19 protein-coding genes are annotated in these 21182 nt (G+C 42.5%); 15 read left to right on the top strand and 4 right to left on the bottom strand.

The features are described 5' to 3' along the window. Positions 1-777 precede the first annotated feature (777 nt). The 4 genes from AABK39_RS12275 to AABK39_RS12260 all read left to right on the top strand — a co-directional run bounded on the left by AABK39_RS12275 (position 778) and on the right by AABK39_RS12260 (position 4950). Positions 778-1305, top strand: coding sequence for a UpxY family transcription antiterminator (locus tag AABK39_RS12275; protein ID WP_338391648.1), 528 nt, complete (start codon positions 778-780; stop codon positions 1303-1305). Positions 1306-1474: 169 nt separating this feature from the next. Continuing rightward, a complete protein-coding gene (rfbA, locus tag AABK39_RS12270) occupies positions 1475-2356 on the top strand; it encodes a glucose-1-phosphate thymidylyltransferase RfbA (protein ID WP_338391647.1) in 882 nt (293 codons plus the stop codon). A gap of 138 nt (positions 2357-2494) precedes the next feature. Next, complete coding sequence (gene rfbB, locus AABK39_RS12265) at positions 2495-3523, top strand: dTDP-glucose 4,6-dehydratase (RefSeq protein ID WP_338391646.1); 1029 nt, start codon at positions 2495-2497, stop codon at positions 3521-3523. Positions 3524-3555: 32 nt separating this feature from the next. Further along, entirely contained in the window at positions 3556-4950 is a 1395-nt protein-coding gene (locus AABK39_RS12260; RefSeq protein ID WP_338391645.1) for a nucleotide sugar dehydrogenase, read from the top strand. Positions 4951-5039: 89 nt separating this feature from the next. Here the strand turns inward: AABK39_RS12260 and tnpA are convergent, their stop codons facing one another. The 4 genes from tnpA to AABK39_RS12240 all read right to left on the bottom strand — a co-directional run bounded on the left by tnpA (position 5040) and on the right by AABK39_RS12240 (position 7832). Further along, on the bottom strand, positions 5040-5513 hold the full coding sequence (gene tnpA / locus AABK39_RS12255; RefSeq protein ID WP_338391644.1) for an IS200/IS605 family transposase: 474 nt from the start codon (positions 5511-5513) through the stop codon (positions 5040-5042). Between the two features lie 104 nt (positions 5514-5617). Then, positions 5618-6199, bottom strand: coding sequence for a hypothetical protein (locus AABK39_RS12250; RefSeq protein ID WP_338391643.1), 582 nt, complete (start codon positions 6197-6199; stop codon positions 5618-5620). Positions 6200-6618: 419 nt separating this feature from the next. Then, positions 6619-7188, bottom strand: a complete 570-nt coding sequence (locus AABK39_RS12245; RefSeq protein WP_338391642.1) for a helix-turn-helix domain-containing protein — start codon at positions 7186-7188, stop codon at positions 6619-6621. A gap of 119 nt (positions 7189-7307) precedes the next feature. After that, on the bottom strand, positions 7308-7832 hold the full coding sequence (locus AABK39_RS12240; RefSeq protein ID WP_338391641.1) for a hypothetical protein: 525 nt from the start codon (positions 7830-7832) through the stop codon (positions 7308-7310). Positions 7833-8135: 303 nt separating this feature from the next. Between AABK39_RS12240 and AABK39_RS12235 the strand changes: the two genes are divergently transcribed. The 11 genes from AABK39_RS12235 (at position 8136) to AABK39_RS12185 (ending at position 21171) form a co-directional block, all read left to right on the top strand. Further along, positions 8136-9623: a lipopolysaccharide biosynthesis protein gene (locus AABK39_RS12235; protein WP_338391640.1), complete on the top strand. Its 1488-nt coding sequence runs from the start codon at positions 8136-8138 to the stop codon at positions 9621-9623. A gap of 32 nt (positions 9624-9655) precedes the next feature. Beyond that, complete coding sequence (locus AABK39_RS12230; protein ID WP_338391639.1) at positions 9656-10735, top strand: DegT/DnrJ/EryC1/StrS family aminotransferase; 1080 nt, start codon at positions 9656-9658, stop codon at positions 10733-10735. Between the two features lie 38 nt (positions 10736-10773). After that, positions 10774-11505: a dTDP-4-amino-4,6-dideoxyglucose formyltransferase gene (locus tag AABK39_RS12225; protein WP_338391638.1), complete on the top strand. Its 732-nt coding sequence runs from the start codon at positions 10774-10776 to the stop codon at positions 11503-11505. A gap of 157 nt (positions 11506-11662) precedes the next feature. After that, a complete protein-coding gene (locus AABK39_RS12220) occupies positions 11663-12880 on the top strand; it encodes a TDP-N-acetylfucosamine:lipid II N-acetylfucosaminyltransferase family protein (protein WP_338391637.1) in 1218 nt (405 codons plus the stop codon). Between the two features lie 91 nt (positions 12881-12971). Continuing rightward, entirely contained in the window at positions 12972-14087 is a 1116-nt protein-coding gene (gene wecB / locus AABK39_RS12215; RefSeq protein ID WP_338391636.1) for a non-hydrolyzing UDP-N-acetylglucosamine 2-epimerase, read from the top strand. Then, positions 14062-15258 carry a glycosyltransferase family 4 protein gene (locus AABK39_RS12210; RefSeq protein WP_338391635.1) on the top strand — a complete coding sequence of 399 codons (1197 nt, stop codon included), beginning with the start codon at positions 14062-14064 and terminating at the stop codon, positions 15256-15258. The genes wecB and AABK39_RS12210 overlap by 26 nt, the downstream gene beginning before the upstream one ends. A 25-nt stretch (positions 15259-15283) precedes the next feature. Beyond that, positions 15284-16429 carry a glycosyltransferase family 4 protein gene (locus AABK39_RS12205; protein ID WP_338391634.1) on the top strand — a complete coding sequence of 382 codons (1146 nt, stop codon included), beginning with the start codon at positions 15284-15286 and terminating at the stop codon, positions 16427-16429. Continuing rightward, positions 16426-17586 (top strand): glycosyltransferase family 4 protein, encoded by a 1161-nt coding sequence (locus AABK39_RS12200; protein ID WP_338391633.1) that lies wholly within the window; start codon positions 16426-16428, stop codon positions 17584-17586. The genes AABK39_RS12205 and AABK39_RS12200 overlap by 4 nt, the downstream gene beginning before the upstream one ends. A gap of 34 nt (positions 17587-17620) precedes the next feature. Further along, positions 17621-18958 (top strand): O-antigen ligase family protein, encoded by a 1338-nt coding sequence (locus AABK39_RS12195; protein ID WP_338391632.1) that lies wholly within the window; start codon positions 17621-17623, stop codon positions 18956-18958. A 7-nt stretch (positions 18959-18965) separates the two neighbouring features. Further along, positions 18966-20027 (top strand): glycosyltransferase, encoded by a 1062-nt coding sequence (locus AABK39_RS12190; protein ID WP_338391631.1) that lies wholly within the window; start codon positions 18966-18968, stop codon positions 20025-20027. Then, on the top strand, positions 20020-21171 hold the full coding sequence (locus AABK39_RS12185) for a glycosyltransferase family 4 protein (protein ID WP_338391630.1): 1152 nt from the start codon (positions 20020-20022) through the stop codon (positions 21169-21171). Before AABK39_RS12190 ends, AABK39_RS12185 begins: the two co-directional genes overlap by 8 nt. Positions 21172-21182: the final 11 nt, after the last annotated feature.

Genomic DNA, 21182 nt, shown 5'->3' with positions numbered 1-21182 from the left:
ATGTATTTTTTCGGGGTGCGTATTTGGGGTGAGTTTTTATGTTCATTTATATGACACTGCTGATTTTAAAATATGATGGAAATATTTAGCTCTATTTTGTGATGACGGATGTCTTTTGCGATGATTTTTTCCGTTATGCGAAGTGTTGTTGTTGGGATGTTGCGCAGGTAAAATGTCCATATTGATTAGCGGTATTGTATTGTGTTTATGTTCGTGTTGTCCACATAAAAAATGTATTCATAATTGTGGGTTGATGTAATGAAAACGAGTGAAGTGCTCTGAAAATAGAATAAATGAATTCTGATTCATAGCAACATGGAATTTTTGTAATAATCCCAAATGATTAACGAGATATTATTTTAATTAAAAAAACTTCTGGGATTTTTATATTAGGAGGGCCTTTTATTATATTTGCCACCGTTAAAATTTCTGACAGTGGTAGTCTCCGTTTGTCAGTTGTTTTTTTCGAATCTAGCCCGTTTGGGCCGGTTTTCGGAGGTTTTTCTTTTACGGAAGTCCCTTGAATGGGACTGAAAGGGCGAAGCTGTGCCTAGATAATTCTGCCGGCGTTTAAGTTTCAATAATTGGGACTGAAAGGGCGAAGCTGTATAGGTCAGGCTAGATTTTGTCCGTGTTTTTTCGGTAAAATGACGATGTTTTCATATCGTTGTGAGCGAAAGATTTTTTCTTGAGCTAAAAAAAGAGATTACAAGTTTTTGCGTTAGGGATATGTCCTTTAGATTCAGTATAAACGCAAAGACCTAAACAGTTCCGGAAATGAGTTTTAGAAAAGCTTGGTACGTACTGTATACAAAGTCCCGTTCCGAAAAAAAAGTAGCCGAGAGATTGGCCCGGGAAGGGTTTGACGTATTCTTCCCTACAAAAAAAGAATTACGGCAGTGGAGCGACAGAAAGAAAATGGTGGAAGTGCCACTGTTTAATTCGTATGTCTTTATCCACCTGAATGACGATAGGGAATACCTGGCTGCTCTTCAGGATAAAGGGGTTTCATGGTTTGTTTACCATGAGAATCGTCCCGCCATATTGCCGGATTCGCAGATGGAGTTTATCCGACGGATGGCCGGCGACGAGAAAGTGATAGAAGTGCTCGATGCCTCGGATATAAAACCGGGCGAAAGGGTGATGATAGAGTTCGGCCCTTTTGCGGATTGTGAAGGGGAAGTGATGGACCACCAAGGCGCGCGCCGTGTAATGGTACGCTTAGAGACCTTGGGGCAGGCAGTGGTGGTTGATATCCCGGTGGAGAACCTTAAGGTGGTTTCCGAGACGGCTTCCGTAGACTAATTATAACCATTCTGCAGGTATCGGTTTTGTTTTAAAATGTTGATTTCTGAAGTTGAAAAGATCAATCGACTGAGCGGCAGTTTCTTTAAGTTGTTCCCAAGTAGTCTCGTTACACTTTACTATTTACTATTTACTTTGTACTAATTGAGTATACCCGTCTAAAAGTAATATGAAAGGAATTATTCTGGCCGGCGGATCCGGCACAAGACTTCATCCGCTGACTCTGGCGGTGAGTAAACAGCTTATGCCGGTGTACGACAAACCGATGATATATTATCCTTTGTCCTGCCTAATGATGGCTGGTGTCAAAGAGGTTTTGATCATCTCCACACCTAGGGATTTGCCCTTGTTTCGCCAACTTTTGGGCGACGGAGAGAACTTGGGGTGTAAGTTTGAGTACGCTGTTCAGGAAAAGCCCGAAGGATTGGCGCAGGCCTTTTTGATCGGTGAGGAGTTTATCGGTGACGATAAGGTCGCCCTTGTTTTGGGAGACAATATTTTCTACGGCGCCGGGCTTTCCAAGACGTTGAAAGAGTCTAGTGACCCGGACGGTGGAATTGTGTTTGCCTATCATGTTCAGGATCCGGAGCGATATGGCGTAGTCGAGTTTGACTCTGAGATGAGAGCGGTTTCTTTGGAGGAAAAACCTGAGAAGCCAAAATCCAATTACGCTGTTCCCGGAATATACTTTTATGATAATGAGGTGGTGTCGATAGCCAAAGCCATAAAGCCAAGCGAGCGTGGCGAGTTGGAAATTACCGACGTTAATAAAGTGTACCTTGAGAAAGGTAAATTGAGCGTAGGTATGATGAACCGCGGTACGGCTTGGTTGGATACCGGAACGTTTAACTCGTTGGCGCAAGCCGGCCAGTTTGTGCAAGTAATCGAGGAGCGTCAGGGACTTAAAATTGGTTGTATAGAGGAAGTTGCTTACCGTATGGGCTTTATTTCCGCTGAAGAACTGGCGGAAATAGCCAGGCCGTTGCTCAAAAGCGGTTACGGTAAATACCTGATGGGGATTCTGCCCGCTACAGTAGAGACCAAAGGATAATATCGGATTATAAGTACATCCAGCAAAATAGTTTATGTTTCGAGAGATGAATATCTGAAGGGTTAACCTGTTGGTTTTGTGGTTTTAGATTGTCCTCGAGCAGTCTCTTTACGCTTTACTATTTACCTTGTACTACTTATGAAAAGCATTCTGATTACCGGCGGTGCCGGATTTATAGGAGCGAATTTCGTTCCCTACTTTTTGGAGAAATATTCCGAGTATAAAATTGTCAACCTCGACCTGCTGACTTACGCGGGCGACTTGGCGAACTTAAAAGAGATTGAAGGCGAGGCCCGTTACGAGTTTATTCAGGGTGATATAGCCGATAGGGGCGTTGTGGAAACGATTTTCGAAAGATTCGATATCAGGGGAGTGATACACTTCGCTGCCGAATCGCATGTCGATAACTCCATCAGCGGTCCTGAAGCGTTTGTCAGGACTAATGTCAACGGTACTTTCACGCTTCTTGACGTGGCCCGAAGCCATTGGATGAACGGGCCGTTCCGCTATAAGGAAGGTTATGAGTCTTGCCGTTTTCATCATGTATCCACTGATGAGGTATATGGGACGTTGGGAAAAGAGGGGCTGTTTACCGAAACGACTCCTTACGCCCCAAACAGTCCGTACAGCGCTTCCAAAGCTTCGAGCGATATGCTCGTAAGGGCCTATCATCATACCTACGGAATGGATGTGGTGACGTCAAACTGCTCAAACAACTACGGACCGAAACAACACGACGAAAAACTGATCCCGACGATTATCCGTAAATGCTTGGCCGGCGAACAAATTCCCGTATACGGCGACGGAAAAAACGTGCGTGATTGGCTCTATGTGTTGGACCATTGCAAAGGGATTGATTTGGCTTACCATACCGGCCGTTCCGGCGAGACATACAATATAGGGGGACGTAACGAGCGGGAGAATATCTATATCGTACGGACCATCTGCGAGATTCTGGACGAAAAACGTCCGATGCCTGACGGCCAAAAGCACGAATCGTTGATCCGTTTCGTAACTGACCGTCCCGGACATGATCGCCGTTACGCAATCGACGCCACCAAAATAGAGACTGAACTGGGCTGGAAGGCTGACGAGAACTTTGAGACTGGGATAGTGAAGACGGTGGATTGGTATTTGGCTAAGGCTGTGGGGACAACAAAAGACTAACATATTCCTCAGATATTTTTTGTACAAAGAAAATGAGTAAGCATAAAATTGCCGTAATCGGTTTGGGTTATGTCGGTCTGCCACTTGCGGTAGAGTTCGGAAGAAAATACCCGACTATAGGTTTTGATATCAACGAAACCCGTGTGCGGGAGCTAAACGACGGGCACGACCATACTTTGGAAGTGTCGGACGAGTACCTGCGACAAGTAATCAAAGAGTCCGGTGAAAATTTCAGTGTAGCTTTTGACGCTGTAAAGGCGTTGGAGCTTGAAGGGGCTGATGGACTCGCTATGGAAGCCGTGGGCGGAAATATTCCGCAGGCTGATGATGAGTCAGACAACGATTTCGGGATAGCCTTTACTGCCGATACGGCAATGCTGGCGGAAGCCAATGTCTATATAATTACGGTTCCGACGCCGGTGGACAGAAATAACCGCCCTGATCTGACTCCTTTGTACAAAGCTAGCGAAACGGTGGGCAAGGTATTGAGGGAAGGGGATATCGTAATTTATGAGTCTACGGTATATCCGGGTGTGACGGAGGATGAATGTGTTCCGGTACTGGAAAGATTCTCGGGAATGAAATACAACGAGGGTTTCTATTGCGGATATTCTCCTGAGCGAATCAATCCGGGTGATAAAGAGCATACCGTAACTAAGATCAAAAAAGTAACGGCGGGATCGACGCCCGAGATAGGGAAAGTGGTTGATGAGATCTACCGGAGCGTGATAGTAGCGGGTACACACTTGGCTCCGAATATTAAAGTGGCGGAGGCCTCGAAAGTGATCGAGAACTCGCAACGGGATATTAATATCGCTTTTGTCAACGAACTGGCCAAGATCTTTAACCGTATGGATATCGATACGGCGGATGTTTTGGAAGCGGCGGGAACGAAGTGGAATTTCTTGCCTTTCCGTCCCGGGTTGGTAGGCGGACACTGTATAGGAGTTGATCCGTACTATCTGGCCCAAAAGGCGCAGGAGACAGGTTATCATCCTGAAATTATTTTGGCGGGACGTCGTCTCAACGACGGTATGGGGGCTTATGTGGCCAGCCAGACTGTAAAGTTGATGATTGATAAAGGTACTGCGGTCAAAGGGGCCAAGGTATTGACACTCGGGATTACGTTTAAGGAAAATTGTCCTGATATCCGTAATACCAAGGCCATAGACGTGATCAACGAGTTGAAGGATTATGGCGCTGATGTGTCGGTGTATGATCCATGGGCCGAGGCTGACGAGGTGAGGTATGAGTACGGTCTTGATTTGTTGCCGGAGCTTAACGGTGAAAAGTACGACGCTGTGGTTTTGGCCGTAGCGCATAAGGAATTCCTTGATATGGATATCCGTGATCTTTGTTCGCCTGAAGGGGTGATTTATGATGTGAAGAATATTTTGCCTAAGAGGGCTGTTGACGGGAGGTTGTAGTCTGTGTTTGTCCGTCTGCGTGTTCCCGTCAAGGGCGGTCCATTTGCATGTTCCCGGGATATCGTCCCGGGCTGATGAATGCAAGGCTTTCAGCCTAGTTTGGGTTGATCGTCTCGCCAATAATAGTCCGGGTTAAAATTCGGGGCTTGGTAGGCTAGGCATAACTTGCTTATTTCTGCTTCTAGCGACACTTTGTTGTGATGTTCTTTTTGGCGGTGGATGTACCTTTTTACGGTTTCCAGCTTTGATTGGCTTACTGAAAATGCTCCGTAACCTTTTTGCCATTTGAATCCGTGCAATCCTTTGGATTTGCCAATCCATATAGAACTGTTTTGTTTCAGTTTCTGGACGACGCTGGCCAAGGCATGGTTTTTTGAGAGCAAAAAAAGAATATGAATGTGATCAGGGACTGAGTTTATGGCGATTGCGTGCGACTGATACTCGTGCAAAATTGCGCCCATATAGTTATGTAATTCCCGTTCCCACAAGGGATCAATCATTTCTGCCCGTTTCCAGGTAGAAAACACAAGGTGGATATATTGCCTAGAAATAGATTGAGCCATCGATAATATACGATATTCAATAGGCTGAAAGCCTTACATTGGTTAGCCCGGGACATCGTCCCGGGAACATGCGGATGGACACACCCCAGATGGAAACATTTGGATCAGTCCGGTTTTCCAGCAATATAAGTCTGCCCCTCAAAGGTAACCACACCCTCGCCGATATTGCCGGGAACCACATGTTCCTCAAGATACCGGACAGTGACGGCCCTTTGCGCCTTGATGCTGACCAAATGGGTTTTCCAGCATATATGGCGGCGGAATATAAAGAATCCCTCTTCCTTTTCGTTTTTGAATTGGTCGAGGACTTCTTGGGTATAAACCTTTTCCAACTCGTCGTAGAGTTCCATATAGTGCTCGTCTTCCCATATAGAGCTGGGTTCTTGGTCCTTCTTTTCGTCGTTTTGGTTGCCCAGAAGGTCACGGACTTCGTTCACGCCACCGCGCATGGATTCCAGCTCACGGTGAATTCTGGCTTCAATCAAGTCCAGCTCGTGCTCCAAATGGACGGTGCGCATATCTTTACCCTCGGCTTCTTTAAGGTTTTTGGCCATATCGTCGGCGAACTGCTGGCATTCCTCGATGTTCTCCGCGATCAGGTGGTATTTGTCGGGAGGCAACAGTTTGTCCAGATCTATACTGTAGCTTTTGCCTTTGTTTTCGTCGTCTTCGAATTCTTCTTCCATACATTGGGCTTTTATGGAGAGTAAATGGTAAAGAGTACAGAGTAAAGGGTGTGAATATCCAATTGCGCAAATTATAGGCCAAATCGGGGTAATAGCGTAGGTCTTAGAACGGTTTAGGGCTGAGGGTGTTTGGCGGATGTAATGATTTCGCTGTTTTATCACCTGTCTAAGGATTTGCCGTCAAGGTAAAGTGTTTGTCGCCGAGCCTATAGGAGCTATGATCCTTCGGTACGTGAGCAACCGCAACATATCCGGATTTTGGAGGAAGAGAACTGGTGGATCAAAAAAAGGGGGCTTCAAATATCAGGAATTTAAGATGATAAGGCTTTCTTGTTGGTTTTTAGCCAAAAAAATAAAGGAAACAAGCGAAGATGCTGGACTATTGAATAAGCGATAGGGCTGTTATTAAAAAATTGACATTAAGCGACCTCCCTTGCCATTACATGGAAGGATGCTTTATCAGGTCTTGCCTCAGGATTGCGGTAGCTAACTCTCATAAGAGGTTGCCCGTTTCTGTCGGGTTTTCGCTTACGTTGCCTGTGAGCCAATAGAAGCTTGCCTAGGGTGATGAGTCCGCTGTAATGATATGGCTTTTTGAAAATGGGATAGAGGGACGGGTGCCTAAAGAATGTTCCGCATAGATATTTTGGTGCATTCTGGTTGATTCTGATATAATCTTCCAGGTCCGAACACCAGCAAATAAGCGCGTGGCTTAGGGTGTGCCGGTAGGGAAAAAGACGAAACCGGAACTTCGGGAATTTGTGTCTACCGCCCAGCGACATAATCCTTTTACGGGCCGTGGCTATTGACTGGGCATAAGAGGCCCTGTATAGTTGTCCTGCAGTGTTGCGCCGGATTTCACGGCTGACACTGGAAGGGGAACGCTGAAGCAAGCGGGCGATGGTCCGGAGGCTCCGGTCTTCTGAGAGCATCCATTCTATGATTTGCCGCTCACGCAAACTGAATTGCCGAAACAGTTTTAAGCCCATAGGGAGAAAAAAGCCTTTGTGATTCGATAAGTAAAAGGCTAGGGAAAGGAAGATGTTTGCGGAAAGGTCAAAAAAAAGCCCGCCGATAACGACGGACTTTTAATTGATGGATGTGAAATTTAGTCGGTTACGGCCTCGGCCACGTATTCGATACCTTCGAACGTCACCGTGCCTTCGCCCAAGTTGCCGGGAACAACATAATCGTTAAGGTAATCGATAAACGCCGCGCGCATAATTTCGCTGGAGTTGTCGTTGTTGGCCTGTTTTAGGTCTTCGTAGCAGGCTTGGATACCGTTTAGGGAATCCCCCTTCGTCAGCTTTTTCTTTAAGGCTCTGAGTTGCGCCTTGGCCATATCGAGCTTGACTTCCAGATCGTCGATTTCTTGAGGGTCCGTTTCGTTCACGATATTGTTTTCCAAATTGGAAATCAGCCGGGTCAGCTCCTTTACTTGCTTATTCGCTTTTTCGGCCGACTGCTCTTTGTTGTCCTCCGTGATATGCGACTTTAGCGCTTTAAGCGAATGTTGCATAATAAGGGAAGTGACAAAATCGGCTATGGCTTGGCAAGTCTGCATGTCCTTTGCCAAAAGCGGGTAGCGCGACGGAGTGATGAACTGATGGCTTGTGACTTGTTTTGTCAACATAGCTTTTTCAAGTTTATCGTTAATGGGATAAATTCTTCCGATTTTCGGAAGCGTTAATCCAAATACAATCGCCTTGCCAAAACAAACATACGAGTGTGGGTTTATGTGAAATTTTAGGGAAATATCGGTTTTAGTTCAGGGGAATTTTCCTCTCTCCACTAATAAGAGGATGACCCAGATTGATTAATGTAGGCTCAACAGTCCGATTATCATTACGGATTAGGCATCAGGAAGACGAAGGAGCCAGAGAAAAAAAGCCTTACTTGTGGGGGAAATGAGTATTAATATAGATGCAAAGCAACGTTGAGTGAATTAAAAAAAAAAGGCTTAAAAGCCTTTGTGTGGGACTTTGGTGGTAAGTTAGCTAACCAAGGTGTTGGCTTCGTGATTTCCATTTTCTTGGCCAGGCTATTGGAGCCTGAAGAGTTCGGGCTGTTGGCCATGGTTAACGTGGTGGTCGGGCTGTCGGGTGTGTTTATGGACGTGGGGCTGGGGGGCGCTTTGGTGCAACGCAAGCGTGTGTTACCGGTGCACTATTCCTCGGTTTTCTTTTTCAACCTCACGTTGGGCTTGTTGCTTACCGGGACCTTGTTTTTCAGCGCTGATTATGTGGCGGGCTTTTACGAACGTCCAGCCTTGAAGGCGATCACGCAGGTTATGGCTTTCGCTTTTTTGCTGAACGCTTTCGGGGCGGTACAAGCTACACACTTGCGACGTGAATTGCGTTACAACGCCATAGTAAAGGCTGGCGTAATCGCCGGTACGTTAAGCGGGGCTCTCGGTGTGTTTTTGGCCTTCGAGGGTTACGGCGTTTGGGCTTTGGTAACGCAGAACCTGTCGGGCGCTTTGCTTCGGGTGCTTTTGATTTGGTTTTTCAGCCAGTGGACGCCGAAAATCCTGTTTTCTTTCAAGGCTTTGCGCCAGCTTTGGGGTTTTGGCTTCCGGATGTTTCTTTCGGGATTGCTCGATGCGTTTTTTACGAGGCTGGATGTGATGATCATCGGAAAGATATTTTCGCCAGGGATATTGGGCTATTTTCAACGGGCCAAAGGGCTTGACGGAATGGTGGTGCAGTATTCTTCGGGTAGTTTGATGTCAGTGCTTTTCCCGGTCCTGAGTAAACTGCAAAACGACCTCCGACAATTCCGGCAGGTGGTGTTCCGTAGTTATCATATGCTCGCTTATGTGGTGTTTTTGCTTTTGGGTGGCGTGTATTTAGTCAGTGAGGATTTGATAGTGCTCTTGTTTACGGAAAAGTGGATGCCTTCGGTGCCCATCTTTCGGATCTTGGTTTTGAGCGGTTTTGTTTATCCTTTTAGTGCTCTCTTGGTCAATGTATTGTCGGGTCGCGGGAATTCTAGAGACTTCTTGCGCTTGGAGGTAATCAAAAAAGTCGTAATGGGAATCAATCTGCTAGTCGGTTTTTATTTCGGCTTGGAAGGTTACCTCTACGGCTTAGTGCTGGTCGGATTGAATGCAGTTTGTTGGAACACTTGGTTTGCCTCTAGGGAAATGGGGCAGTGTTTTCAATATTTATTGCGTTTGCCCCTGCCTTATTTGTTGCTCTCATTGGCGACAGTGCCCCCTTTGCGTTGGCTGGCAGAATATTGGCCTACCATAGATGCTTTGGACCGAGCGATGCGTTTGGTAGGTATCGGTTTGGCTTATCTCATCGTATATGAAGCGGGTGCTTTCGCTCTTCGTCTAGAAGGCGAGAGGCTCTTGCGGACACAGTTGGGGCGTTTCGTTCCGGTGTTGTCTCCTTACCTGGGTGGGGAAACCCGAGTGTGAGTGTGTTTTTAATTCTATTTTACAGGATAATAATGATACAGGTAACGGTACCTTTTCAGCCACCAAAGGAAGAGTATGAAGCTATGGTTTCGGATATCTGGTTGCGTAACTGGCTGACTAACAACGGTCCCTTGGTCAACGAGATGGAGCTAGGTTTGAAAGAATATTTAGGGCTGAAACATTTCCTCTTCGTTAGCAACGGAACGATAGCTCTGCAGTTGGCAATCAAGGCCTTAGGACTGAGCAAGGAGATTATCACCACGCCCTTTTCTTATGTGGCCACTACCTCTTCCATCGTTTGGGAGGGCTGTACACCAGTGTTCGTAGATATTGATCCGGAGAGCTTCAATATTGACCCCGCCAAAATAGAAGTGGCAATTACGGAAGAGACCGAAGCGATATTAGCAACGCACGTATATGGCAATCCTTGTGATATTGAGGCTATCCAACGTATTGCCGATAAGCATAGGCTCAAGGTGATTTACGACGCCGCTCATTGTTTCGGAACTAGATATCAAGGTGAATCAGTCTTGAAATTCGGTGATATAAGCACCATCAGCTTTCATGCCACCAAACTATTTCACTCTGTGGAAGGTGGGGGGGTGGTGAGCCAAGACCCCGAGGTTTTGAAGCGTTTGGCTTATATGCGTAATTTCGGACACAATGGCCCGGAATCTTTCGACGGCATGGGTATTAACGGTAAGAATTCTGAATTTCATGCGGCTATGGGCTTGTGTAATCTGAAATACGCCGATGATATTCTGGCTAAGCGAAAACGAGATACGAAGCATTATAACCGCTGGCTGGATAAATTGAAATTACAAAAACCAGTGGTTGCGGTTGGGACAGAATTCAATTACGCTTATTATCCCGTGGTGTTCGAGACAGAAGAGGCCTGTTTGAAGGCATTTGAAACGTTGGAGATGAATCGAATATTTGCTCGTCGATATTTTTATCCAACCCTTTCAAGTTTGGAATACGTCACTTCGGAACCGATGCCAGTGGCAGAGGATATTTCACGACGGATTTTGTGTCTTCCTTTATACTATCAGTTGACGGAAGTAGAGATTGATATGGTTTGTAGGATTGTTTTGAGAAGTCAATATTATTAATTGCGTAAGATTCTTGTGTAGAATTTGAATTTTTAATCATGAAAGTTTTACTATTAACAGATAATGACCAATTATTAAGGCGTTTTAGGGAATTAGTTGGAGAGGGTGATTTAGATCTAATTAAAAGTTATCACTTCGAATATGCCTATAGCTGGAATAATCAAGAATTTAGAGAAAAGTATAAAAATGATGATCGGATTTTTCCGCTTAAAGTCGCCACAAATACCCATGAGCTAATTAGAAAATACAAGGTTATATTTTCATTACATTGTAAACAGTTTTTTCCTGAAGAATTAGTCAAGAATGTTAGGTGTATTAATGTGCATCCTGGTTTAAATCCCTATAACAGAGGTTGGTTTCCTCAGGTTTTTTCTATTATTAATGGTTTGCCATGTGGTGCTACAATCCATGAAATTGATGAGAAATTGGATCATGGGCCGGTAATTTGTCAAGAAGAGGTTGTGATTGAAAAGTGGGATACGTCGTTTTCAGCCTATAATAAGATATTAGATGCCGAGATTCGTTTGTTGAGAAATAGTTTAGTAGATATTCTTGATAATAAGTATGTGGCAGTTTCAAAGCCTGAAGGCAATGTGAATTTGAAGCGCGATTTTGATGATCTGTGTGAAATTGATCTTGATAATACTGACACCTTTTTGAATCATATTAATAAGTTACGTGCTTTAACACATGGGGAATATTCGAATGCTTTTTTTTTCGATGAAGAAGGCCGAAAAATCTTTATAAATATTGAAATGACAAGGGAGTGAATTCCTCTTTTAGGAGCTTTTGATAATAGGGGGTGTTAAGGATTTTATAGAACTGAAGATTGTGAGTTAAATAGTAATTTAACTTACCCTAGAGTGTGAGCTCTTTTGTTTGTTTTTTGAGGAGTTATTTCTGAGTACTCTTAAGAATAATTGTTTGATGATAATACACTTAGCAACCGATGAGAAATTTATTGATATAGCTATCTCACTGTTCCTAGAAGTGGATCTGGATGAGCATCTTTTCATTATTGACCATCCGGCGTCATTACCCATTACACATGTTAAAAATCATGGAATACAGCGCCGAGACTTATCGGATGAGCGTGATTTTTCAGATGTAGTTAGAATGATTAATGAAGCTAGCGCTACTGTTTTTCATGGATTTTTCTCTATATCTTTTCAGAAGTTGGTACAAACGGTATCAGCGAAAGCTATTTTGCATTGGAACAGTTGGGGAGGAGATGCCTATTTCGGTCCAGGAATGGATGAATGGATTTATCAGACTGAGACTTTAGCTTGGTTAAAGAAAAAGAGGAGCTTAGCACATAATTTCTCGGATTTGCTCTATCGGTATTTTCCCGTTTTCTTCTCTCATACTTATCGCTTCTTAAAGGGGAAAAGCTTTTATTATACCAAGGCAAAGGCTTTGAGGCAACGCTTCAATTCTTTTTCTACGATCTTGCCTCAAGAAGAGAAAATATATAGGCAATATTGGGGGTTGAAGACACCTTGTTTACCTTTTTCGTATGGTTCTATTGCGCAGTATATACCAGATAATCTTAAAGATCGACGTGTTATAGGTAGTGATATCTTGATTGGAAATTCTGCGACGCCTACGAATAACCATATTGAAGCGCTGACTGGTTTGAATACTGTAGGGATTTTGGATTTTGGTAATTCAATAAAGATTAATTTACCGCTTAATTATGGCGATACTCAGTATGCTCAGGAAATTAGTACGCATGCGGAGAAATTTTTTGAGGGAAAGGTGAGAATACTATCTGATTTTATGCCACGGGATGTTTATCATGATCAAATCTTGTATCAATCGAGGCATGTCATTATGAATCATCACCGCCAGCAAGCGGTAGGGAATTGTTTAGTTTCTCTTTGGGCGGGAGCTAATTTATATCTGAATGATCGCTCTGTTCTTGCATCATTTTTAAAAGATTTAGGTGTTTTCTTCTTTTGTGTAGAGAAAGATCTTCAAAAATTTCAAGGCTTAGGATTGAGTTTGGAACAGGTAGAGGAGAATAGAGATAAATTAAACCGTTATTATTCTCATTCGATTGTATTGGAGAGAACATATAAATTGACTCGGGGTCTACTGAGTAATCATAGAAATGTATTAGATCAGGCAGTCGAAGAATCTTGAATTCGAGAATGATTGTCAGAATCGCTTTTCTGATGTCTACTTGGTCGCAAAGTTAAATGATATTTATCAGCAAAATTAAACCCAAAATAAAATGAAGTTATTGGTGGTTGTCGGCACAAGACCGAATTTTATCAAGGTTACGCAGTTTCGAAAGCGAATTTTAGAAAAGTATTCTGGTTTTGATCTTAAAATCGTTCATACAGGACAACATTATGATGAAAAGATGGCCGATGTTTTTTTTAGCCAATTTGATTTACATCCAGATTATTTTTTGAATATAAGCCCAAATTCGCCCGTCAAACAAATGGCTGAAATCATGGTGTCTTTGGAGGATTTGATTGACAATATCTATACGCCGGATTTGATTATTGTACCTGGTGATGTGAATTCTACATTGGCCGCAGCGATAGTCGCTAATAAAAAGGGGATTAAATTGGCCCACCTGGAAAGTGGCTTACGTTCTTTTGACTTGGGGATGCCCGAAGAGTGGAATCGCTTGTTGGTGGATGAAATGGCTGATTACTATTTTGTGACAGAGGAAAGTGGATTAACTTTCTTAGAGAAGGAAGGTCGCAAGGGAAAGGTATTTCATGTCGGGAACACGATGATTGATACCATGGTTGCTTTTGAATGCCAGATTCAAGCGAATCCAATTCTTCAGGATTTAAACGTCAAGGAGAGAGAGTTTGTTCTAATGACAGTTCACCGGCCTTCGAATGTAGATCATAGAAAAGGAATAGAAACTTTAATTCGTCTATTAGAATATCTGGACCAACGTTTTAAGGTTGTTTTTCCAATTCACCCAAGAACGAGGGCTAGGATAAAGGATTTCGGGTTTGAGGAAGCGTTTGTTGGTCTGAAAAATGTGTTTACGACTCCACCTTTAGATTATTTTGCTTTTCAGAAATTAATAGCTTCATGCAAGATGGTGTTAACGGATAGCGGTGGCATTCAAGAGGAGACGACTTTTAGGCAAGTGCCTTGTTTGACGCTTCGGGAGAATACGGAACGACCGGTTACTGTTGATCTTGGAACGAATACGTTGGTACCTTTCGATTTCGAAACGATACAGCGATACGTCGACCAAGTTATTCTGGGAACCTACAAGACCGGTCAGGTGCCACCTTTTTGGGATGGAAAGGCTACAGACAGGATTTTGGAAAAGCTTCAAGATATTGCAAATGAAAATATTATACTTAGTAGCTAGTGAAGGCATCTATTACGATATGCGTGGTGGTGCTGGAACGCATATTCGAGGGACAATAAAAGCCTTTCGGGATCATGGTCATGAGGTAACACCTTTGTTATTTGGAGATTACTTACGCAAGAATCTGAATTCTCAAGGTGAAGATGATGTAGTGGTGGAAAAGTCGAAATCGACTAAAGATTTCTTGCCTCAAAAATTGAGGGTACTAGGGCGAGAATTCAATTCTATTAGAAGAAAAAAGAAATATAGAGCTTTAATAGAAGATTATTTAGTGGATAATAGACCGGACTTTATTTATGAACGTTCGTGTTTGTTTTCAGTAGATGGAGGCCGATTGGCTAGGAAGCATGGAATACCCTATTTTTTGGAAACATCGGGTTGTATTGCTGAATTGGCAGATGATGCATATGGAGTTCCGTCTGTTCAATTAGCTAATTATATTGAGCGGTTGAAGTTGCAAAGCGCCGATGTCGTGGTAACAGAAGCAAAATCGGCGATCCCTTTTGTAAGGGATAAATTTAATCTCAAAAACGCAAAAATTATCGCAAAGCCATTGGGGGTATATTTGCCTGTCGATGAAGATTCGAATATACGAGAGGGAAGAATATCTATATTAAGAAAGTCTCTGGGTTTATCAGAAGAGGACATTGTTGTAGGGTATGTTGGTTCTTTCGCTAGCTATCATAGAGTAGAATCTTTTATTCCCTATTTTAGGGAGAATGAAGCGCTTAGATTTTTGATGGTAGGGGCTGGGGGGAACTATGAATATTGTAAAGAGAAAGTATGTGAATTGGGATTGTCCAATGTAATTTTTACTGGATATGTTAAAGAAGGATTATCTGATTATTTAGGTATTATGGATTTGGGGTTGATCCCTGATTGCGAGCCCCATATGGCACCTATCAAATACTTTGAGTATGGGATATATGGGGTTTGCCCAATTGTTCCAGATTATTGGGCGTTTGAGAGGCTTTGCGAAAATAAAGTAAATGGTTTTAAATTTCGACCTAATGATCATAGCTCAATTAGTAGTATGTTCTCTACGATAATGAATTGTAAAAGAGAGGAAGTAAAAGAAAAGGGAGAATCTTGGTCCCAAGAGGTTCGATCGAATTTTGAATGGAAAGAAGTCGTTAGAGAAGTTATTTTGACGGCCCAAAATAATAATTGATTTAAAGGAGTAGATAATATAATTAGTGAAAGTTCTACATATTAATGATAAAATAGAAAATAGTGGTGGTGTTGAGGTTTATATCCATCAGTTGTTAGAATTATCTCCTGAGTATGGATTGGATGCTGATTTGTTGGCGATAAAAAGGGAAGAGGGCAAGTTACAAGGTCTGACTCAGGGAGGTGCTGTGGTGACTGAAATTGAGCACGATGATTTGGCCGAGTTTGTCTCACAATATGATATTCTTCACCTTCACAGTATCTCGGATCCTGATCTCATAAAATATTTAAGCAAACTTAAACCATTGATTCGTTCCATGCACGAACCTAGAATGATTTGCCCCGGAAGCGGTAAGTTTTTACGGAAAAGTGAGAAGGTCTGTCAAAAGCCTTTTGGTCTTCATTGTTTTTATCAGGCATATAAAGAGGGCTGTTGTAATCGTCACCCTAAACGTTTGATCCCCGCATATCAAAATACAGCGTTTGAAGTCAAGTACGCTCATCAAGTGTATCGAAAAGTCCTTGTGATGTCTGAATATATGAGAGAAGAGGCGATAAAAGCTGGGATACCCAAAGATGTATTAAACCTAAACCCTTATTTTTCGTCGACTAAAATTGAGTCGAAGAAAAAAACGATGAATAACGGAACTAAAAAGTTGTTATTCGTAGGTCGTTTGATACGGCACAAAGGCGTTCATTATGCTATAAATGCGGTGGAGAAATTATTAAGGCAAGGGGTTGATGTTTATTTGGATATTATAGGTGAGGGTGTAGATAAGGATGAATTTAAATGCCTTGTTCATGACTTAGGGGTAGGTCAGTTTGTGAACTTTTCAGGATGGAAGACTCAAAAAGATGTTCTCGCAGCCATGTTGCAAGCTGACATTGTGTTAGTCCCGTCAATCTACCCTGAAGCTTTTGGTATCGTAGGCTTGGAGGCTATGGCTAAAGGTCAACCAGTAGTTGGGTTTGATGTTGGGGGAATTAGTCAGTGGTTAACCCCTAAGGTTGGAGCACTTGTCAAAGGTATTTCAAATGATGATTTTGCTGAAGGAATCATTTCTGTATTGAATGACACAACCCAATATGATGGACAATCGGAATTTCGAAAAAAATATATGCCTGTATATCATATTGAGGCATTGAAAAAAATGTATAAAGATTGTATATGAAAATTGCTCTTGTTACTAATGGTATCTATCCCTACGTGATGGGAGGAATGCAGAAGCATTCGTATAATTTGGTTAAGACTTTGGCGCGAAAGGGGACGCAAGTTGATTTGTATCATTTTATCCCGAAGGGAAAGGAACATTTAGAAAATCCATTTACTGAGGAGGAAAGAGGTAATATAAACGAAATCATAATTGATTATCCTATAGTTAGGTGGTTTCCAGGGCATTATTTGTGGACCTTATATTTATATTCAAAGCTTATATTCAAAGAATTTTTGAAACGGAGGCCTGTTGATTTTGTGTATGCGAAAGGCTTTTCGGGCTGGCATTTTTTAAGGATGAAACGTAAAGGGTTGTTGGAAATTCCTTTTGGCGTAAATTTTCATGGATACGAGATGTTTCAAAAATGGCCGAGTTTTAAGGTTGGTCTGAAATTACAACTTTTGAAGTTACCAGTTTTAGAGCATATTAAGCATAGCGATTATTTATTTTCTTATGGGGGAAAGATTACGACAATCATAGAACGTCTTGGGGGACGTGGGAAAATTATAGATATCCCAACGGGAATTAATCAAGATTGGATTAATACATCAGATGATCTAAGGAATTTTGGGAAAGACCGGGTGAAATTTATTTTTGTTGGAAGAGCGGAAAGAAGAAAAGGCATTCAAGAAATTAAAGAGGTATTAAGAACATTGCCTGAAAACCAGTTTGAGTTTCATTTTGTAGGGCCAATACCGGAATCGCAACAGGTTTCAGGAGAGCATATTTTTTACCATGGACCTAAGTATGATCAATCTGAGATAAAGAATATTTTAAGAACTTGTGATGTTTTGGTTTGCCCTAGTTATTCGGAAGGAATGCCTAATGTTATTATGGAAGGGATGTCTCAAGGTTTGGCTATTATTGCTACAGATGTAGGGGCGGTGGCAGCGATGGTTGGCTTGGAAAATGGGAAACTTCTTTCACCTAATGCCATAACCAGAGATTTGCGTAAGTCTATGTTGGAAATAATTGAAAGGGATAAGCGATCATTAGCAGACCTCAAAGGAGCATCGCTTGAAAAAGTGCGACAACTTTCATGGGAAAAGATAGGATTGATGACCATTGATTGTTTAAAATCGTGTATTTCAGTCAAAAATGAGATGAGTGCCTAGATCTATTTTTATGAAGAGAATGTGAAGTTTCGAAATGGAATATTTGTATCAGGCGATTGTCGGGCAGAAGAAAGAATATTTATGGCTGATTCTAATTGGCATAACGGGTTTTTTTGGTGGCTTTATCTTAGCTTCATTGGTATTATTGCTCGCTATGCATTTCCAGTCAGGAAATGATCGTTTTAGGTTGTTGTTGTTTCTTCTGATTTTCTGGATGAGTGATCAGGTATCACAGCAGTTTGCTTATTGGAAAATATTGCGTTTTGTTATCTTAGGAATATTTTTCGTTAGTTTATTTCGTAAACATTTGATTTTTATTTCGCCCACGAATCGATTGCTTGTTTTATCTGTATATTCTTGTGTTTTGGCTTTATTATATTCGCCTGTATTTTTTGACTCCTTTTTGCGGGGTCTAGGCTATTGGCTTGTAGGGCTTGTCGTTTTTGTAGAAATAGGTGGTTGGTATAGGAATGACCGTTGGCGTATAATTGATGCTATTTTGTTATTTGGTCATTTATTTTTTGGTTTTGGCATTTTAGTGAAAATATTTGGTTTTTCTTTTTTTAATGTTGAAATGGCTGGTCGTTTTTCTGGACTGATGGGGAATCCCAATGGCTTAGGCTTGCTTTCTGTTATGCTGTTGCCTCTTTTGGATTATTTTATTACGGTTGTAAATGATGATAAACCCTATGTTAGGGCTTTACGCTTATTGCAGGTGTTAATACTAATTTCAGTTGTGTTGAGTGGCTCGAGGAGTGCCTTGGCCTGTATTTTTATCTATGTTATGTTGTCTTGGGGCCTTAAAAATAGTTTGCGAATGATCCTTACAGGAGGCATTACATTTTTATTATTTTATTTTTTCAATTCATTTAATTGGACGGAAATTTTAAATACCTATGGTTTGACGGAGTATGCAAGGGTAGATTCATTGGAGACCGCCAGTGGCCGTTCGGAGGTGTGGAAAATCGTTTGGACAGAAATTCAGAAGTCGCCATGGATAGGTAAGGGTATGCTCTATGATATACATTTTATCGGAGAATATCGAAGAACCTTGACGGGAGTAGTGGCTCGGCATTGGTCAGGCGTATGGAATAGTTATTTAAGTATGTTGATGGACGTAGGTTTTATTGGTTTGGGGTTGTATCTCTGGTTTATTTTTAAGTGCTTTCTTCGTTCCGCAAATAAACGTCTAGCTTTAGCCTTTTTGTGCGCCACACTTTTTTTAGGGATCACTGAATCTTGGATGGCCGCCTCGATGAACGCTTTTACTCCCATGTTCTTTTTGTATTGGGCGATACAGGGTGCTGATAGAGAGAGACAGGAAGAAGAAGATTTGAATGAACGTAGTGGAAAATCACCCATTTCTGTATAGTAAAAAAATGAAAGTATTGGTGTTATATACCCGTTTGACAGGCTATTGGATGGCTTGCATGCGGCAGAGTCATCAAGAGTACGGGTTTGAGTTTTTTGTTTTACGAAAGCGATCTTCTCCGGACGCTCCATTCTGTTTAGAGGATGAAGCCGGTATTCGTTTGATGGATAGCGAGGATTTTGACGAAGTGAAATTGTTGAAGCTGGCGGAGGAAATTCAGCCCGTGGCAATTTATGTGGCGGGCTGGGGGGATAAGCGCTACCTTCAGGTGGCGAAGTGGGGCCTAAAAAATGCCGTACCGGTGATCTGTGGGATGGATAACCAATGGCTGGGAACAGCTAAACAACAGCTTGCGTCACTGTTGGCGCCTGTTTATTTGAAAAAACATTTTTCCCATATCTGGATACCGGGAGCTTTGCAATTGCCTTTTGCGCAGCGTTTGGGTTTTGGTAATGATCAGATTCTTAAAGGTCTTTATTGCGCCGATTTGGAAGCCTTCAGACCTGCTGAAGTCACCGGGGCTGTACCTAAGCGTTTTGTTTTTACGGGCAGACTGGTAGAGCATAAAGGGCTCGATGTGCTGTTGGAGGCATTGGACCGTTTGGGAGACGGATTGAAAGATTGGGAGTTTGTGGTGATAGGCAATGGCCCTTATGCGGAAAGGGTGAAAGCTAATTCCCGCATTACACATTATGAATTTATGTCGCCGGAAGAGCTGTGCGTCTTTATGCGCGAAGGAGGGGTATTTGTTCTGCCGAGTCATTACGAGGCTTGGGGGGTTGTGGTACACGAAGCAATGGCTGTGGGGATGCCTGTGATCTCTACTTATCAGTGTGGTGCCGCGGATGAATTGGTTGTGGATGGATATAATGGCTTTAAAGTCAATAGTGGCGACGTAGATGTTTTGGTAGAGGCACTTTCCAAATTTGTAGTGATGGACTCGGAAACACTTCAAGATTTCTCCGATCGTAGCTTGGAATTGTCAAGACAAGTGACATTGGAGAGCTGGAGCGCAAGTTTGAGCCGAGTGGCGAAAAAAGTAAGAGAGAAATCTGAAGTCAGTGTCTAAAAGAAGAATCCTTTTCGTATACGATTATTTTTTACCAGCCTATAAGGCGGGTGGACCGATTCGTTCCTTGGCTAATTTAACGACCTTGTTATCTCCGTATTTTGATTGCTATGTATACACCAGCGATCAGGATCTTGACGGGGAGATTTTGGCCGTGGAGAAAGACCGATGGGTGACTTTTTCTGAAAATATCAAGGTCTTTTACAGTTCGAAGTCATTTCGGAATAGCGGGGGGATAAAAACCTTGGTAAGAGATATTATGCCGGAAGCAGTATACCTGAACGGAGTATTTTCCTTGGATTTTATCGTTTCGCCTTTACGGCAACTAAAGAAGGGAGGCTATTCGGGAAGGGTAGTTATGGCTCCCCGGGGAATGCTCAGAGATAGTGCCTTTCGTCTGAAATGGTATAAGAAGATACCTTTTATGTTCTTCCTGAAGAGTATGGGACTCTTGGAAAATGTAAGATGGCATGCGACGGATGAGCAAGAGGCAGTAGACATATTAAATAAATTAAAAGTACCAGCACATAAGATATTGCCAAATGTTCCATTTTTTGATATTGAATCAAAGGGTAGCGTAGTAGAGGACAGAGGAATGGACGCCATTCGTTTTGTTAGCGTATCTTTGATCGCTAGGATGAAAAACCATTTAGCCTTTTTGAATACTTTGATTCGAATGCCTTCGTATGGAAAGACGATTATTTATGATATCTATGGGCCGATAAAGGAATCGGAGTATTGGGAAGAATGTCAGGCCTTGATCAAGAAACTGCCACCGCATGTGCGGTGTACGTACAAAGGGGCGATCCAACCTTCCGAGGTATCGGATATTTTGAAGGATTATCATTTTTATGTACTGCCTACTTTGGGCGAAAACTTCGGGCACGCTATCTTTGAGGCTTTCAATGTCGGCTTGCCAGTGATGATCAGTGACCGCACGCCTTGGAAAGAACTTCGGACGAAAGATGCGGGATGGGATTTTCCTTTGGAGGATCCTGAAGCGTTGGAAGCTGTCTTGGAGGAAATATTGGAGATGGATAATAAAGTGTACGTTTCAATGCGAAGCGGGGCTAGAAAATTGGCGGAAGACTTTATGCAAGCTCAGGATTTCGTAAAGATGTATTCCGATTTATTGTTGAATTAAGGATTGGTCGT

Source organism: Fulvitalea axinellae (assembly GCF_036492835.1).
GTDB lineage: Bacteria > Bacteroidota > Bacteroidia > Cytophagales > Cyclobacteriaceae > Fulvitalea > Fulvitalea axinellae.
Note: the sequence above shows the minus strand (reverse complement) of the source record. Positions and strands in the feature narration are given on the sequence as shown.

Bases quoted from the DNA above. Each gene is read 5' to 3' on its own strand.
- wecB (WP_338391636.1), top strand. From the start codon at position 12,972: ATGAAGTTATTGGTGGTTGTCGGCACAAGACCGAATTTTATCAAGGTT.
- AABK39_RS12275 (WP_338391648.1), top strand. From the start codon at position 778: ATGAGTTTTAGAAAAGCTTGGTACGTACTGTATACAAAGTCCCGTTCC.
- AABK39_RS12245 (WP_338391642.1), bottom strand. From the start codon at position 7,188: ATGGGCTTAAAACTGTTTCGGCAATTCAGTTTGCGTGAGCGGCAAATC.
- AABK39_RS12250 (WP_338391643.1), bottom strand. From the start codon at position 6,199: ATGGAAGAAGAATTCGAAGACGACGAAAACAAAGGCAAAAGCTACAGT.
- tnpA (WP_338391644.1), bottom strand. From the start codon at position 5,513: ATGGCTCAATCTATTTCTAGGCAATATATCCACCTTGTGTTTTCTACC.
- AABK39_RS12195 (WP_338391632.1), top strand. From the start codon at position 17,621: ATGGAATATTTGTATCAGGCGATTGTCGGGCAGAAGAAAGAATATTTA.
- AABK39_RS12200 (WP_338391633.1), top strand. From the start codon at position 16,426: ATGAAAATTGCTCTTGTTACTAATGGTATCTATCCCTACGTGATGGGA.
- AABK39_RS12230 (WP_338391639.1), top strand. From the start codon at position 9,656: ATGATACAGGTAACGGTACCTTTTCAGCCACCAAAGGAAGAGTATGAA.
- AABK39_RS12190 (WP_338391631.1), top strand. From the start codon at position 18,966: ATGAAAGTATTGGTGTTATATACCCGTTTGACAGGCTATTGGATGGCT.
- AABK39_RS12220 (WP_338391637.1), top strand. From the start codon at position 11,663: ATGATAATACACTTAGCAACCGATGAGAAATTTATTGATATAGCTATC.
- AABK39_RS12210 (WP_338391635.1), top strand. From the start codon at position 14,062: ATGAAAATATTATACTTAGTAGCTAGTGAAGGCATCTATTACGATATG.
- rfbA (WP_338391647.1), top strand. From the start codon at position 1,475: ATGAAAGGAATTATTCTGGCCGGCGGATCCGGCACAAGACTTCATCCG.
- AABK39_RS12225 (WP_338391638.1), top strand. From the start codon at position 10,774: ATGAAAGTTTTACTATTAACAGATAATGACCAATTATTAAGGCGTTTT.
- AABK39_RS12240 (WP_338391641.1), bottom strand. From the start codon at position 7,832: ATGTTGACAAAACAAGTCACAAGCCATCAGTTCATCACTCCGTCGCGC.
- rfbB (WP_338391646.1), top strand. From the start codon at position 2,495: ATGAAAAGCATTCTGATTACCGGCGGTGCCGGATTTATAGGAGCGAAT.
- AABK39_RS12260 (WP_338391645.1), top strand. From the start codon at position 3,556: ATGAGTAAGCATAAAATTGCCGTAATCGGTTTGGGTTATGTCGGTCTG.